Here is a 13,734-nt window from a genome sequence, read left to right as displayed (position 1 = left end):
GAATTTTCGATTTGTGCAATCAATCATAATCCGGTTGAATGGCAGCAACGAAATTTTACCGGCAAACGCCCGCCGGTGACGGCCCCGTTCGCGCATATTCCCGCATAAAGACCATCACAGAGACCCGCATGATCCCGAAGCTCACCCCTGATCGCAGCCTTGATGACCTGACCCTGGCTTTTTTGAAAACGCTGGAGCGTGAAGGCAAATATCGCGGCGAAATCCATGCCGATTTCCCCACCCGCCTGATCCACGCGACCGATAACAGCGTTTATCAGGTGATGCCGCGTGCAGTGTTGCAGCCCCGCGAACGCGACGACATCAATGTTATTATGGAGCTTGCGGGCCGGGCTGAATTTCGCAAGGTCAAAATCACACCGCGCGGGGGTGGTACGGGCACCAACGGGCAGTCGCTCAACAATACCGTGATTGTCGATACGTCAAAATACCTGAACAACATTCTGGAATTTGATGCCAAAACCGGCCTTGTCCGTGTGGAACCCGGTGTTGTGTTAGAACAGCTTAACCGCTGGCTTAAACCGCATGGCTATTTCTTTCCGCCCAACGTATCAACTGCCAACCGCGCCACCGTTGGTGGCATGATCGGGTCGGACAGTTCGGGCAAAGGGTCGCGGATTTATGGCAAAACCAGCCATTACATCGAAAAAATGACGACGGTTCTGGTCGATGGCAGTGATTTTGTCACATCCGCCCTGGATGCCGAACAAACCGCCATCGAGGCCGCGCAGAAAACCCGCATTGGCGGTGTTTATCGCAAAATCATCGACGAAATTTTACCCCGCCGCGACCAGATCAAATCCACCTTCCCGGAAATGAACCGCGGCCTGACCGGGTATAACCTGAAAGAAGCCGTGGCCGATGATGGCGCCAGCAACCTGAGCTTCCTGATTGCTGGCGCCGAAGGCAGCCTGGGCCTGACCAAGGAAATTACCTTTCGCGTCATCCCCCTGCCGAAATACAAGGCGCTAACCGTCGTTCGCTATGCCAGCTTTGACGATGCACTGCGCCATGTCGGGCGGCTTGTCGCCTTTGACCCCGTCGCGATTGAAAGCATCGATGACAAGGTCATGAAGCTCGCCGAACAGGATGAAAGCTGGCATTTGCTGGCAAAACTTCTGGGCACCGAAGGGGCAACCATCCCGACGCGTGGCTTTAACGTGGTTGAATTTGCCACCGACAACCCGGATGAACTGGCCGAAAAACAGCGCCAACTGGCGCAATATCTGGCCGATAACCCGAACGAAGCCAATGCCCCCATCGGGTCGGTTGTCGCAACAGATGCAGCACAAATGGCGGCAATCTGGTCGATCCGGTCAAAGGCCGTTGGGCTTTTGGGCAACCTTGAAGGCAAACGCCGCGCCACGCCCTTTGTTGAAGATACCGCCGTTCCGCCTGAAAACCTGGCTGATTTTATTGCCGAATTCCGCGCCCTTCTGGACAAGGAAGGCCTGGATTACGGCATGTTCGGCCATGTCGATGTAGGCTGCCTGCATGTGCGCCCGTTGCTTGATATGTGTGACGAGGAAGATGAAATTCGCCTGCGCCGCGTGTCCGACGGGGTGGTGGAGCTGACCAAAAAATATAACGGCCTGATCTGGGGCGAACACGGCAAGGGATTTCGCGGTGAATTTTCCCCGGTTTATTTCGGGCCGGAGCTTTATGACGTTCTGCGCCGCATTAAAAAGGAATTTGACCCCGAAGGGCAGTTGAACCCTGGCAAAATTGCATCGCCCTATGGCATGGATTTACCGATTACGCCCATCGACGAAGCCCCCATGCGCGGCCAGCTTGACCGCCAGATTGAAGCCGGGCTGAAGGACGAATATTTGAATGCCACCCGCTGTAACGGCAACGGGGCCTGCTTTAACTATGACGAATTCGATGCCATGTGCCCGTCCTATAAGGCAACACGCGACCGGGTGCATTCACCCAAGGGCCGCGCAGGCATGGTGCGCGAATGGATCCGCCAGATCAGCGTTGGTACCAGTGCGGAGGCCCCGGAACTGGCCTTTGCCAATGCCCGTGATTTCTCCCACGATGTGTATGATGCCATGAATGGCTGCCTGTCATGCAAAGCATGTGCGGGGCAATGCCCGGTAAAGGTGGACATTCCCGAAATGAAATCGCGGTTTTTAGCCGCATATCACGCGCGTTATCCCCGCCCGTTAAAGGACTATGTGATCGCCCGGCTGGAACGCCTGGCCCCCTTAACGGCAAAGGCCCCGGCCCTGTTTAACACCATGCAGGCCCTGCCGCCGGTGAAATGGGCATTTTCACGCTTTGCCGGTTTGCATGACCTGCCCAAATCCAGCACCAAAAAGCTGGCAGCGGCCCTTCGCGAACGTGGCATTGCGCCTTTTAATACCGCCCAACTGGCGCGCCTTGGCGATGCCGAACGGGTTAAATCTGTGCTGTTAATTCAGGATTGCTTCACAACCCACTATGATGTCGATGCAATCTTGGGCCATGTCGATTTGCTGATGAAACTGGGCTATCAGGTTTTCATCCCGCCCTATCGCCCCAATGGCAAGGCCCAGCATGTGAAGGGCTTTTTGAAACAGTTTGATAAACAGGCACGTGAAAACGATGCCGTTTACGGCGAACTGGCGCAATTTGGCATTCCGTTGATTGGCGTGGAACCCAGCGTGACACTGACCTACCGCCAGGAATATGCCCAACGCCTGAATGATCGGCCCGATTACCGCGTTAACCTGTTTCATGAATGGCTGGAAAGCGAAATTCGCAATGGCCGCTTAACACCACCGCAAATTACCGCCACTTTGAACAGGAATGCAATGCCAACCCTGTTCCCCCATTGCACCGAAAAAACATCGATCCCCGATGTTGCCGTAAAATGGCAAAAAATCTTTGATGCCTTTGGCATTAAACTGGCAACCGAAAAAACCGGCTGTTGCGGCATGGCGGGCGTTTACGGCCATGAAACCGCCAATGCCGAAAATTCACGCCGCCTTTATGACATGAGCTGGCAGAAAAAAGCCGAAAATACCGGCATTGATAACATGCTGGTCACCGGGTTTTCCTGCCGTTGCCAGGTTAAACGATATGAAGGCACGCGCCCGCAAAGCCCGGCGGAATATCTGGCACGCCTGCTCTGACAACCAGAAATAACAAATTCCTGCCCGCATCCCATCAAAGGCCCGCGCATTTTCGCGGGCCTTTTTTTGCCATTGTTGCCCTGCAAGATGCTGAAATATCAGCTTTGTTCCAGATCAACGACTTTGACCTGGGAAATACGCTAGTTAAAATTATTCCCAAAAATTGCCCGTCTTACTGGCAAAGAAGAAATACCATAGTATCCTAATATTCCGCATTGCGAAAAAACCTGTAAGGTCCACCCGTTTTCAACCCGGAGCCTGCCTGCAATGAAAACCCTGCGCCCCGTCCTTATTGTTCTGGCCGTTCTGATTATCGTTGCGGGGGGCGGATATTATGCCTGGCTGCAAAACCAGGATGATTTGCCAGACTATATTGCATCCGGTAATGGCCGGATCGAGGCCGAAGAAATCCATGTTGCCACCAAATATGCCGGCCGGGTTTCAGAAGTGCTGGTCGATGAAGGCGACAGGGTGGAAGCCGGTGATGTACTGGCAAAAATGGATACATCCGAACTTGACGCCCAGCTGGCCCAGGCCATGGCCGAAGAAGCCCGCGCCAAAGAAGCCGTGCCAGAATCAAAGGCCGAAATTGTCCAACGGGAAAGTGAATTGCGCCTTGCAAAGCAGCAGTTGGAACGCGCACAAAAACTGATCAAGAACAACAACATCGCCCGCGAACAGGTTGACCAGCGCGAGGCAGACCGCGACATCGCCCTTGCCCGCCTGGAAGCCGCCAAGGCCCGCCAAACCAGTGCTGAACGCGCAGTCGAGGCAGCAGGCGCCGAAGTTGCCCGCATTCAGGTACAAATTGATGATTCGGTTTTAACCGCCCCCCGCGCTGGCCGCGTGCAATATCGCCTGGCCGAACCGGGTGAAGTTTTGGCCGCCGGTGGCAAGGTTGTCACCCTGCTTGACCTGACCGATGTTTACATGACGGTTTTCCTGCCGACATCACAGGCGGGCCTTGCCTATGTTGGCAATGAAGCCCGTATCGTCCTTGATGCCGCACCGGATTTTGTTATTCCGGCCACGGTTTCGTTTGTGGCCGATAATGCGCAATTCACCCCGCGCGAGGTTGAAACCCGCACCGAACGCGAAAAGCTGATGTTCCGGGTTAAAATCCGCATCAGTTCGGACCTGCTCGAAGCCCATATCGAAAAAGTCAAAACCGGCCTGCCCGGTGAAGCCTATATCATGCTGGCATCCAACAGCGGCTGGCCCGACCGGTTACATGTCCATCTGCCCGAAGGTGCCGGCACCGTTGATACCGGTGACCATGAACAAACCGGCACAGCAACGACAAACGGAACCACGGGCAAATGACCAGCCCGCAGGACAATATCCCGGGCAATGACGGGCCCATCCCCCCGGCCCCGCCCGGTGCAGGCAGAAAACCCGGGAATGGCAAAGAGAACGGGAACGGGAACGGCGATGGCAAACGCCCTGCTGTTACCGTTCGGGCGCTATCGCATATTTATGGTAAAGCCCGCGCATTAACCGACATTGACCTGACATTATCAGCCGGGAAAATTTACGGTTTTATTGGTCCCGATGGCGTTGGGAAATCAACGCTTCTGGGGCTTATTGCCGGTGCCCGCGAAGTACAATATGGTGATGTCACCACACTGGGCGGGGATATGCGCAATGCCCGCCAGCGGTCTAAAACGTCGCCGCGTATTGCCTATATGCCGCAGGGTTTGGGCAAAAACCTTTATATGGACCTGACGGTTCGCGAAAATCTGGAATTTTTTGGACGCCTGTTTGGTCAAAAAAAATCGGAACGTGCGCACCGGATTGACAGGCTGGTAACAGCGACCGGCCTTGCCCCCTTTACCAAACGCCCGGCAGGCAACCTTTCGGGCGGGATGAAACAAAAACTGGGCCTGTGCTGCGCGCTTATTCATGACCCGGATATTCTGATCCTTGATGAACCGACAACCGGGGTAGACCCGCTTTCGCGCCAGCAATTCTGGGATCTGATCAACGATATCCGCCAGTCACGCCAGAATATGACGGTACTTGTTGCCACCGCCTATATGGATGAAGCCAGCCGGTTTGATCATTTAATCGCCATGAATGATGGCGTCATCCTTGCGCAGGGCAGCGCGCAACAATTGCTGGAAAGCACAGGCACCAAAAACCTCGAAGCCGCCTTTATTGCCCTGCTGCCCGAAGACCAGCGCAAAGACCACCAGGAACTGGTTATTCCCCCACGCCCGCAAAGCGGTGACAAACCCGCCATCGAGGCCGAAGACCTAACCCGCCGGTTTGGCGATTTTACTGCTGTGGACCATGTCAGTTTTCGCATTGAAAAGGGCGAAATATTTGGTTTTCTGGGGTCTAACGGCTGCGGCAAAACCACGACCATGAAAATGCTGACCGGGCTGCTTCCCGCATCCGAGGGCAAGGCCTGGCTGTTTGGCGAACCATCTAACGGCAACGACCTTCAAATGCGCGAACGGGTCGGTTATATGTCGCAGGCATTTTCGCTTTATTCCGAACTGACAGTCCGCCAGAACCTTGACCTTCACGCCAGGCTGTTCCACCTGCCCAAAGACAAGGTTACAGCCCGCATCGATGAACTTTCCGGGCAATTCGGGCTAACGCATTACATGGATGATCTGGCTGAAAAACTGCCATTGGGCGTAAGGCAGCGCCTGTCGCTGGCGGTTGCCATCATTCATTCGCCGGAAATTCTGATTTTAGATGAACCCACATCGGGCGTGGACCCGATCGCGCGGGATGATTTCTGGAAATTGCTGATTGATCTGTCACGCAAGCAGGGCGTGACGATATTTATTTCCACCCATTTCATGAATGAAGCCGCCCGGTGTGACCGTATTTCGCTGATGCATGCCGGTCAGGTCCTTGATAGCGACACACCCGATGCCCTGGTGGAAAAGCGCGGCACAAAAACCCTTGAAGAAGCCTTCACCGCCTATCTGAAAGAAGCCACGGGCGAGCAGGATAAAAAAGCGGCGCCCGCCGCCGAAAGCCACAATGGCACCACCGCATCCCTTGCCGATATCGGCACATCACCAGAAATTGGTGAAGACCAGACGCAGTTTGATGCCATGGCCGATGCCGCCGAAAAGGCCGTTCCGGGGTTTAGCCCGCGTCGCCTGTGGGCCTATAGCCTGCGCGAGGCCATGGGCCTGATCCGCGATCCCATCCGGCTGGTTTTTGCCCTTTTGGGTACGCTGATCCTGATGCCGGTTTTTGGCCTTGGTATTACCTTTGATGTTGAAAACCTGACCTATGCCGCACTGGACCGGGACCAGACCCCCGAAAGCCGCACCTATCTGGAAGGTTTGGCGGGTTCACGCTATTTCACCGAAAAAGCACCGCTAACCAGTTATGATGAAATGGAACGGCGCATCAAAAGCGGCGAACTGGCACTGGTTGTCGAAATCCCCCCCAATTTTGGCCGAAAACTGCAACAGGGCCGTATGCCGGAACTGGCCGCAACAGTTGATGGCACCATGCCATTTCGCGCCGAAACCATTCATGGCTATGTGCAGGGTATTCACCAGAATTACGTCATCGATAACACCATGCGCGAAACCGGCAATGAAATGACGCCGCTTCCAGCCAGCATCCAGTCGCGCTATCGCTACAACCAGGACTTCAAAAGCATTTACGCCATTGTCCCGTCCGTCATCGCCCTGCTGCTGATGTTTATCCCGGCGGTTTTGATGGCAGTTGGCGTGGTACGTGAAAAGGAACTGGGTTCCATCACCAACCTGTATGTAACGCCGGTCAGCCGGTTTGAATTTCTGTTTGGCAAACAGTTGCCCTATATCGCGCTGGGCATGACAAATTTTGCCCTGATGACCTTTATGGCGATTGTTGTGTTTGGCGTGCCAATCAAGGGCAGTTTTCTGGCCCTGCTGCTGGGGGCATTTTTGTTTGTGGTTTCCACAACCGGGCTTGGCCTGCTGATTTCATCTTTCACGAAAACCCAGATCGCCGCGCTGTTTGGCACGGCCATCGCCACCATGATCCCGTCTGTCATGTTTTCCGGCATGATGCAGCCCATATCATCGCTGGAAGGACCACCACGCATCCTTTCCATGATCATTCCGACATCGCATTTCATGACAATCAGTGTGGGTGTTTTCACCAAGGCATTGGGTTTTATGCAGCTTTATCCGCAATTTTTCATTCTGGCGCTGTTTTTCCCGGCCCTGACCGGCCTTTCAATGCTGCTTCTTCCCCGGCAGGAGCGATGACATGAAACTTGGCAACCGCATTGAAAATATCTACCGGCTGGGCATCAAGGAACTGTTCAGCCTGCGTCAGGATATGGTGCTGATCGCGCTGATCATCTGGGCCTTTTCCTTTGCCATTTATACCGCGGCAACCGGGCTGTCCCATGATTTGCACAATGCCTCCATCGCCATTGTCGACCAGGACAGATCACAGCTTTCAACCCGCATTCAGGATGCGTTTGAAAAACCCTATTTCAAGGAACCGGCCCTGATCGGTTACAGCCAGATCGACCCGGTGATGGATGGCGGGGAATATACCTTTGTGCTGGTCATCCCGACCGATTTTGAAGCCGATGTCATTGCCGGGCACAGGCCCGATATCCAGCTGAATATCGATGCCACCGCCATGATGCAGGCGGGCATTGGCGAAAGCTATATTACCAATATTTTCAATCAGGAAATTCGCACATGGATCGGGGGTAAAACCCAGGCAAGCGGGGAAACGGCGCAATCACCTGTCAATCTGGTATTGCGCTATGCCTTCAATCCCAATGCCGAAAGCTCGTGGTTTACCAGCGTTATGGAAATCATCAATAACGTTACCATGCTGTCGATCATTCTGGCTGGCGCAGCCCTTATTCGCGAACGCGAACATGGCACGATCGAACATTTGCTGGTCATGCCGCTGGCCCCCTTTGAAATCATGATGGCAAAGGTCTGGGCAAACGGGTTGATCATTCTGGTGGCATCGGGGTTTTCGCTGGCTTTTGTGGTTGAACTTCTGCTGCAGGTGCCTATCGCCGGGTCCGAAGCCCTGTTTTTGTTTGGCACCATGCTGTATCTGTTTTTTGCCACCGCACTGGGCATTTTCCTTGCCACACTGGCGCAATCCATGCCGCAATTCGGGTTGCTGTTCATGCTGGTGGTGTTGCCCATGCGCCTGCTTTCCGGCGGTTACACCCCAACGGAAAGCCAGCCGCAACTTATGCAATGGATCATGGAATTTGTGCCATCCACCCATTACGTCAAAATCGCCCAATCAATCCTTTATCGCGGTGCCGGGCTGGATATTGTCTGGCCGGAATTTGCCATGGTGGCGGGTATCGGCGGCCTGTTTTTCGCCTTTGCCGCCTTCCGGTTTCGCAAATCCATTGCCGTGATGCGCACATGATCGCGTTATATGGCTGGCATCTTGCTGTTTTTCGACCACATTACGATCATTCACATCACAGCATCCGATCATAAAGGAACCCTGTCCCATGATCCGCCATATCGTATTGGTCAATTTCAAATCCGATGTCAGCGCTGAAACCATCCAAAGCCTGTTTGACCGCCTTGCCGACCTGCGCAGCCAGCTTCCGGGCATGCGCGACTTTGATGCCAGCCCGTCCATCAGCCCCGAAGGGTTGGAACAGGGTTTTAACCATGCCATTTGCATCGATTTTGTCGATGAAGCCGCACGCGATGAATACCTTGTTCTGCCCGATCACAAAGCACTGGGGGCCGAGCTGGTTGGCCTTGCCGAAGGTGGCCTGAAAGGCCTTGTCGTGTTTGATCTGAAAATTGGCTGATGGGCAGGGTTAACCCATAATATCGGCATTGCTACCGGTTTGCTGATCATATGCCAGGAATATCTGCCGCAATTCATGGGCAACGGCCTTTGCTGCGGCAGGGTTGCGGCATTCCCGGGTGCTTAACATTGCCCGCCATGACAGCAAACCGGTAACCGCAACGGCCTTTACCTGACCATCACGCTGCATCAGGCGCGCAACACTGCGCGGTAACACCGCCGCCCCCAACCCCCGCAAAACAAGGTTTAACTGCGCAGACATGGTTGCCGCCTCCGCCACCACCTTCAGGGCGACACCATTTTTACGCGCCAACTGTTCCAGATTTTGCCGCCTTGCATTGGGTTGCGGTGTCAGGATCAGGGGCTGTTCCAGCATATCGGTAATCGACATGCTGGAATCTTTCGGGCAATGATCGGGCAATGCAATCAGGTAATCCTGTTCCTCTGTCAGATATTCAAGGTCACACTGATATTTCGCCTTTAGCGACGTCACGCTGACCACTGCCAGGTCCAACACCCCGTTTTCAACATTTTCAATCAGGCCTGCCGCCCCTTCCTGGCAAATAATGTGAATTCCCGGGTGTTTCGCATGTACCCGTTCAATCAGCGTGCCAAACAAAACATCCGCCAGCGCCGATGGCAGGCCAAGGCGAATATCACAGCACAGCCGGGCAGCAGCAGGGGCGACAAGGCCCGGCAACGCATCAATGCGCGCCAAAATCTCGCGTATTTCATCGACAATTGCAGTCCCCTGCCCGGTGGGCGCAACGCCAGTTGGCCCGCGCACCAGCAAAGGCGCGCCCAGTTCAGCCTCCAATGCCTGAATTTGCCGCGTCAGGGTCGGCTGGGCGATGTTAAGTACCTCGGCAGCACGGCGAAAGCCACCGGCTTCTACCACCGTTAAAAAATATCTCAGCTTGCGAAGGTCCATCTGCTGTCCTGCTTTGTCACCCGGCTTTGATCGGCCTTTAACATCGTCTGGTACAATATCGCGATAGGTGATGCCGCAGCGGCATCACTGTCAACTGCAAAAGTATTATCGCGCGCGCCCGGTTATCGATACCGTCAGGCATCACCCCACGAATGGCTGGCAAATATGCCGGGCCAAACATACCGAAAGGCACCCCATGCAAAACGGTGACGTCTCCAACCTTGAAACCCGGTTGCGCATTATTGAAGACAAACTGGCAATTTATGAATTGCTGGCATCACACCCGCCCAGTGCCGATACCGGCCATGCGGCCTATACCGAAACGGTATATATGGAAAATGGTGTTTTTGACCGCGGACCAAACCTTAACGGCGCATCGGGCGTTGCCGAAATTGCCGGTTTCATCAAACGCCCCGAACATGAAGAAGCCATTCAGGGCGGGCTGGCCCATTTTACCGGCCTGCCCCTGATCGATTTGCGCGGCGATCAGGCTGTTGTCACATCCTATCTTATGATCGTGCATCTGGACCACGAAGGCACCCCGCGTGAACTTGCCAATCATGGCACGTCGCAGGGCTATCGCATTCATCGGGCGGTTGCCAATCGCTGGGAACTTGAACGCCATAATGGCCGCTGGATGATTGCCAAACGCACATTGCTGCCCATTGACGGCAGCGACATACCGCGCAACCTGTTACGCCGTGGCCTTGAAGACCTGACAGGTACGACACAGCAAAACGCCACCGATGACGGCGCATCGTCATGACAGCAACGGCACACAAACAGGACCTGGCGACAACAAACCGGCAATTCCTGGAACGGCTTTTTGCCACCCTGTCACATGAAGGCTGGGGACAGGGCTTTCTCCACGCCCTGCATGATGATGTTGTTTTTAATGCCATGGGTGTATCGCCCATTGCCGGGCGGTATGAAGGCAAACAAACCTATATCACCCAAGTTCTCGAAAGGTTGCATGCCCGCATTGCCCGGCGCCCGCAATTATCCCCGATCATGATCATGACAGAGGCCGATATGGCCTGTGCCCGTTTTCAATCACGCGAAGGGGTTGGCATAAACGGCGCTGATTTCAGCATGGATTACTGCTGGGTCTTTCGCATACGGGACGAAAAAATCAGCGAAATCTGGGGATATTACGATACGGGAAAAATGATCGCCCTGTTTGACGATTCATACGCTCCTCTAGAAGGCCGCATCAAGCCGCCCCAAAAACACTGATCAACGCGCTTAAAACAACAACCACAATCACAGCATCGACACGGGCAACATAAAGGGCGGTTTGACCATGGGTCACATCGCCCTTTGTGATTCCACCATCACGGCATGCAACAGCACAGCCCAAATCGGCCACCACATCACTGCCCGGCAATCACCCGTGACGCAGTTTAAAGCCCAGAATGGTCGATGCCAGCAGGAAGGTCAGCCCGTTGGAAATGATCACTGGCCAGTCGCCATTGATCAGCCCGTAAACGAACCACAATGCGATGCCGGTACACAGCACCAGAAACATGCCCAGCGAAATATCGGCTGTGGAACGGGTACGCCAGGTTCGCAAAACCTGCGGCAAAAAGGCAAGCGTGGTCAACGACCCGGCAATAAGCCCCAACACCGTTTCAAAGGGTACCCCCATTGCATGCTCCTTCGTACAAAAGCAAACGTTACTTGAATGCATTCAACACACAATTAGAGCGCTTTCAAGCCAGAAAAAATTCAATTGATAAATTTTAGGAAAGACAAACAAAAACAGCGTCTTGAGAATCGGTCTTTGGCAAAAATTTGCCCCAGACGCACAAAACCCCGCCTGCGGGCGGGGTTGGAATGGTGGGCCTAACAAGACTCGAACTTGTGACCTCTCGCATGTCAAGCGAACGCTCTAACCAACTGAGCTATAGGCCCTTATATGTGCGAAGATGGTGGGCCTAACAAGACTCGAACTTGTGACCTCTCGCATGTCAAGCGAACGCTCTAACCAACTGAGCTATAGGCCCATCTTGCCATCTTCCGTTTGCCGCAATATGGTGTCGCCCCCGGAATGCTCCGGTGTTGTTCCCTGCGGCGCAGCGGTATTTAGCCCAAGGCTTGCAAAGGTGCAACCCCCCATTTGGCTTTTTGCCAAAAAATCTTCATGATAAGACAATGCGACGCTTCACCGCACCGCATGAGGTGCCCCAAATAGCCTGCGCGACGAAAGCCATATGAACCTGATGCCACCTGATCAAAGTGCCAGCACCCCGGCCACCGTGTTTTTACCGCAACGCCAGACCCTTCCTGTGGTCTTTGCGTCGCCGCATTCCGGCCGTGCTTACCCCGATGATCTGGTGTCACGCGCCCGAATCGATGCCTTTGCCCTGCGCGCATCCGAGGATGCCTTTGTTGACCGGCTGTTTGCCGCCGCCCCCCAGGCTGGCGCACCGCTGCTATGTGCCAATTTTCCGCGCGCCTATGTCGATGTGAATCGCGGTGCGCTGGAGCTTGACCCCCGCATGTTTGATGGCGACCTGCCGGAACACGCCGATATTCATTCCATGCGCGCACTTTCAGGCCTGGGGTCGATTCCCCGTGTCGTCAGTGGTGGTGTGGAAATTTATAAATCGCGCCTGCCTGTGGCCGAGGCCCTGCAACGTATTGAAACCTATTACACGCCCTATCACAGCGCCCTGCAAAAGCTGATCGATACCACGCGCGACCTGTTTGGCTTTTGCATTCTGATCGATTGCCATTCCATGCCGGGCGATTCGACCGATTCATCCCAAAACCATGTCGATCTGGTTTTGGGCGATTGTTATGGGCGGTCCTGCCATCCTGCGCTAACGCGCTTTGTGGGCGAATGCTTCCGCGATATGGGCTATCAGCCCGCCTATAATGACCCCTATGCTGGCGGCTATTGTACCCGTCATTACGGCCAGCCCGACCAGAATGTCCATACCCTGCAAATCGAAATCAACCGCGCCCTCTATATGGAAGAAGAAACCCTGACACCACACCGTGGTTTCACAATCCTGCGCGACCAGATGAGCAGCCTTATCGAACAATTCCATCAGTTTGACGGGAGCCCCCTGGAATGACTGCCGCCACCCCTGACCAAAAACTGGGCGATCTTTTAATTCGTGATGCCCGGCCCGATGACTTCGCCCGCATTACCGAAATTTATGGCCATCATGTTTTGCATGGCCTTGCCTCATTCGAAGAACGTGCACCGGAAATCGCCGAACTGACGGCACGCTGGCAACATGTGCGCGAACGCGGCCTGCCCTATCTGGTTGCTGAAATTAACGGCAATGTCGAAGGATTCGCCTATGCCGGTGCCTATCGCCCGCGCCCGGCCTATCGCTTCACGGTCGAAGATACGATCTATATCGCCCCGGAAATTGTCGGCAAAGGTGCCGGTCGCGCCCTGCTATCGGAACTGATCACGCGCTGCACAGCCCTGGGCTATCGGCAATTGGTCGCGGTGATTGGCGATTCTGCCAATGTTGCTTCTATCGGGCTGCATGCAAGGCTGGGCTTTCGCGTTGCCGGCACACTGCAATCGGCTGGCTACAAACTGGGCCGCTGGGTGGATAGCGTGATCATGCAGCGCGGTCTGGGCGATGGCGATGGCACCGCCCCCGAACATGATCCAACCAAAGAAGCGATCACGAAACAGGTATCATAAAGCGACAAATCCCTGTTTTACCGATAGTTACATTGCATCGCACAAATTGCTGCCCGGATTTTTCCGGGCATCTTTTTTGGCTGCATATATTACGGGGATGATCTGGAAAGGCTCAAAACCCGCAGATTCCAGACAAAAAAAAGGCCGCCTATGACAGCGGCCCAAGTCTAGGGAGGAAACGTCCAAGAAACGAGCGAACTAGTCGCTCGCCG

At 54.6% G+C, this 13,734-nt stretch carries 11 protein-coding genes and 2 tRNA genes; 9 read left to right on the top strand and 4 right to left on the bottom strand.

Annotated elements, in window-relative coordinates; genetic code table 11:
* The first annotated feature begins 128 nt into the window (after nt 1-128).
* The 5 genes from CSC3H3_RS07165 (at nt 129) to CSC3H3_RS07145 (ending at nt 8,919) form a co-directional block, all read left to right on the top strand.
* Nucleotides 129-3,137, top strand: coding sequence for an FAD-binding and (Fe-S)-binding domain-containing protein (locus tag CSC3H3_RS07165; protein ID WP_101286141.1), 3,009 nt, complete (start codon nt 129-131; stop codon nt 3,135-3,137).
* Nucleotides 3,138-3,404: 267 nt separating this feature from the next.
* Entirely contained in the window at nt 3,405-4,460 is a 1,056-nt protein-coding gene (locus tag CSC3H3_RS07160) for an HlyD family secretion protein (RefSeq protein WP_101284406.1), read from the top strand.
* On the top strand, nt 4,457-7,369 hold the full coding sequence (gene rbbA / locus CSC3H3_RS07155) for a ribosome-associated ATPase/putative transporter RbbA (protein WP_101284405.1): 2,913 nt from the start codon (nt 4,457-4,459) through the stop codon (nt 7,367-7,369). The genes CSC3H3_RS07160 and rbbA overlap by 4 nt, the downstream gene beginning before the upstream one ends.
* 1 nt (nt 7,370) lies before the next feature.
* The gene (locus CSC3H3_RS07150; protein WP_101267902.1) at nt 7,371-8,519 is read left to right on the top strand and encodes an ABC transporter permease; all 1,149 of its coding nucleotides are present in this window, start codon (nt 7,371-7,373) and stop codon (nt 8,517-8,519) included.
* An 88-nt stretch (nt 8,520-8,607) separates the two neighbouring features.
* Nucleotides 8,608-8,919, top strand: a complete 312-nt coding sequence (locus tag CSC3H3_RS07145) for a Dabb family protein (RefSeq protein ID WP_101284404.1) — start codon at nt 8,608-8,610, stop codon at nt 8,917-8,919.
* Nucleotides 8,920-8,928: 9 nt separating this feature from the next.
* Here the strand turns inward: CSC3H3_RS07145 and CSC3H3_RS07140 are convergent, their stop codons facing one another.
* Nucleotides 8,929-9,849, bottom strand: coding sequence for a LysR family transcriptional regulator (locus CSC3H3_RS07140; protein ID WP_101284403.1), 921 nt, complete (start codon nt 9,847-9,849; stop codon nt 8,929-8,931).
* A gap of 196 nt (nt 9,850-10,045) precedes the next feature.
* Between CSC3H3_RS07140 and CSC3H3_RS07135 the strand changes: the two genes are divergently transcribed.
* Together CSC3H3_RS07135 and CSC3H3_RS07130 are read left to right on the top strand one after the other, a co-directional pair.
* On the top strand, nt 10,046-10,615 hold the full coding sequence (locus tag CSC3H3_RS07135) for a nuclear transport factor 2 family protein (protein WP_101284402.1): 570 nt from the start codon (nt 10,046-10,048) through the stop codon (nt 10,613-10,615).
* Nucleotides 10,612-11,085 (top strand): nuclear transport factor 2 family protein, encoded by a 474-nt coding sequence (locus tag CSC3H3_RS07130; protein ID WP_101284401.1) that lies wholly within the window; start codon nt 10,612-10,614, stop codon nt 11,083-11,085. The genes CSC3H3_RS07135 and CSC3H3_RS07130 overlap by 4 nt, the downstream gene beginning before the upstream one ends.
* Nucleotides 11,086-11,236: 151 nt before the next feature.
* Here CSC3H3_RS07130 and CSC3H3_RS07125 read toward each other — a convergent pair whose 3' ends face one another.
* The 3 genes from CSC3H3_RS07125 to CSC3H3_RS07115 form a co-directional block, all read right to left on the bottom strand.
* Entirely contained in the window at nt 11,237-11,497 is a 261-nt protein-coding gene (locus tag CSC3H3_RS07125; RefSeq protein WP_101267909.1) for a SemiSWEET transporter, read from the bottom strand.
* Between the two features lie 189 nt (nt 11,498-11,686).
* Nucleotides 11,687-11,763: transfer RNA gene (locus CSC3H3_RS07120), tRNA-Val, on the bottom strand.
* Between the two features lie 15 nt (nt 11,764-11,778).
* Nucleotides 11,779-11,855: transfer RNA gene (locus CSC3H3_RS07115), tRNA-Val, on the bottom strand.
* 207 nt (nt 11,856-12,062) lie between these two features.
* On the opposite strand from CSC3H3_RS07115, the gene CSC3H3_RS07110 reads away from it, so the two are divergent.
* A complete protein-coding gene (locus tag CSC3H3_RS07110) occupies nt 12,063-12,932 on the top strand; it encodes an N-formylglutamate amidohydrolase (protein WP_101284400.1) in 870 nt (289 codons plus the stop codon).
* Nucleotides 12,929-13,522: a GNAT family N-acetyltransferase gene (locus tag CSC3H3_RS07105; RefSeq protein WP_101267913.1), complete on the top strand. Its 594-nt coding sequence runs from the start codon at nt 12,929-12,931 to the stop codon at nt 13,520-13,522. The genes CSC3H3_RS07110 and CSC3H3_RS07105 overlap by 4 nt, the downstream gene beginning before the upstream one ends.
* The last annotated feature ends 212 nt before the right edge of the window (nt 13,523-13,734 follow it).

It is taken from the genome of Thalassospira marina (assembly GCF_002844375.1).
In the GTDB taxonomy this organism is placed as follows: Bacteria; Pseudomonadota; Alphaproteobacteria; order Rhodospirillales; family Thalassospiraceae; genus Thalassospira; species Thalassospira marina.
Note: the sequence above shows the minus strand (reverse complement) of the source record. Positions and strands in the feature narration are given on the sequence as shown.

Bases quoted from the DNA above. Each gene is read 5' to 3' on its own strand.
- CSC3H3_RS07150 (WP_101267902.1), top strand. From the start codon at position 7,371: ATGAAACTTGGCAACCGCATTGAAAATATCTACCGGCTGGGCATCAAG.
- CSC3H3_RS07125 (WP_101267909.1), bottom strand. From the start codon at position 11,497: ATGGGGGTACCCTTTGAAACGGTGTTGGGGCTTATTGCCGGGTCGTTG.
- CSC3H3_RS07135 (WP_101284402.1), top strand. From the start codon at position 10,046: ATGCAAAACGGTGACGTCTCCAACCTTGAAACCCGGTTGCGCATTATT.
- rbbA (WP_101284405.1), top strand. From the start codon at position 4,457: ATGACCAGCCCGCAGGACAATATCCCGGGCAATGACGGGCCCATCCCC.
- CSC3H3_RS07160 (WP_101284406.1), top strand. From the start codon at position 3,405: ATGAAAACCCTGCGCCCCGTCCTTATTGTTCTGGCCGTTCTGATTATC.
- CSC3H3_RS07130 (WP_101284401.1), top strand. From the start codon at position 10,612: ATGACAGCAACGGCACACAAACAGGACCTGGCGACAACAAACCGGCAA.
- CSC3H3_RS07165 (WP_101286141.1), top strand. From the start codon at position 129: ATGATCCCGAAGCTCACCCCTGATCGCAGCCTTGATGACCTGACCCTG.
- CSC3H3_RS07145 (WP_101284404.1), top strand. From the start codon at position 8,608: ATGATCCGCCATATCGTATTGGTCAATTTCAAATCCGATGTCAGCGCT.
- CSC3H3_RS07140 (WP_101284403.1), bottom strand. From the start codon at position 9,849: ATGGACCTTCGCAAGCTGAGATATTTTTTAACGGTGGTAGAAGCCGGT.
- CSC3H3_RS07110 (WP_101284400.1), top strand. From the start codon at position 12,063: ATGAACCTGATGCCACCTGATCAAAGTGCCAGCACCCCGGCCACCGTG.
- CSC3H3_RS07105 (WP_101267913.1), top strand. From the start codon at position 12,929: ATGACTGCCGCCACCCCTGACCAAAAACTGGGCGATCTTTTAATTCGT.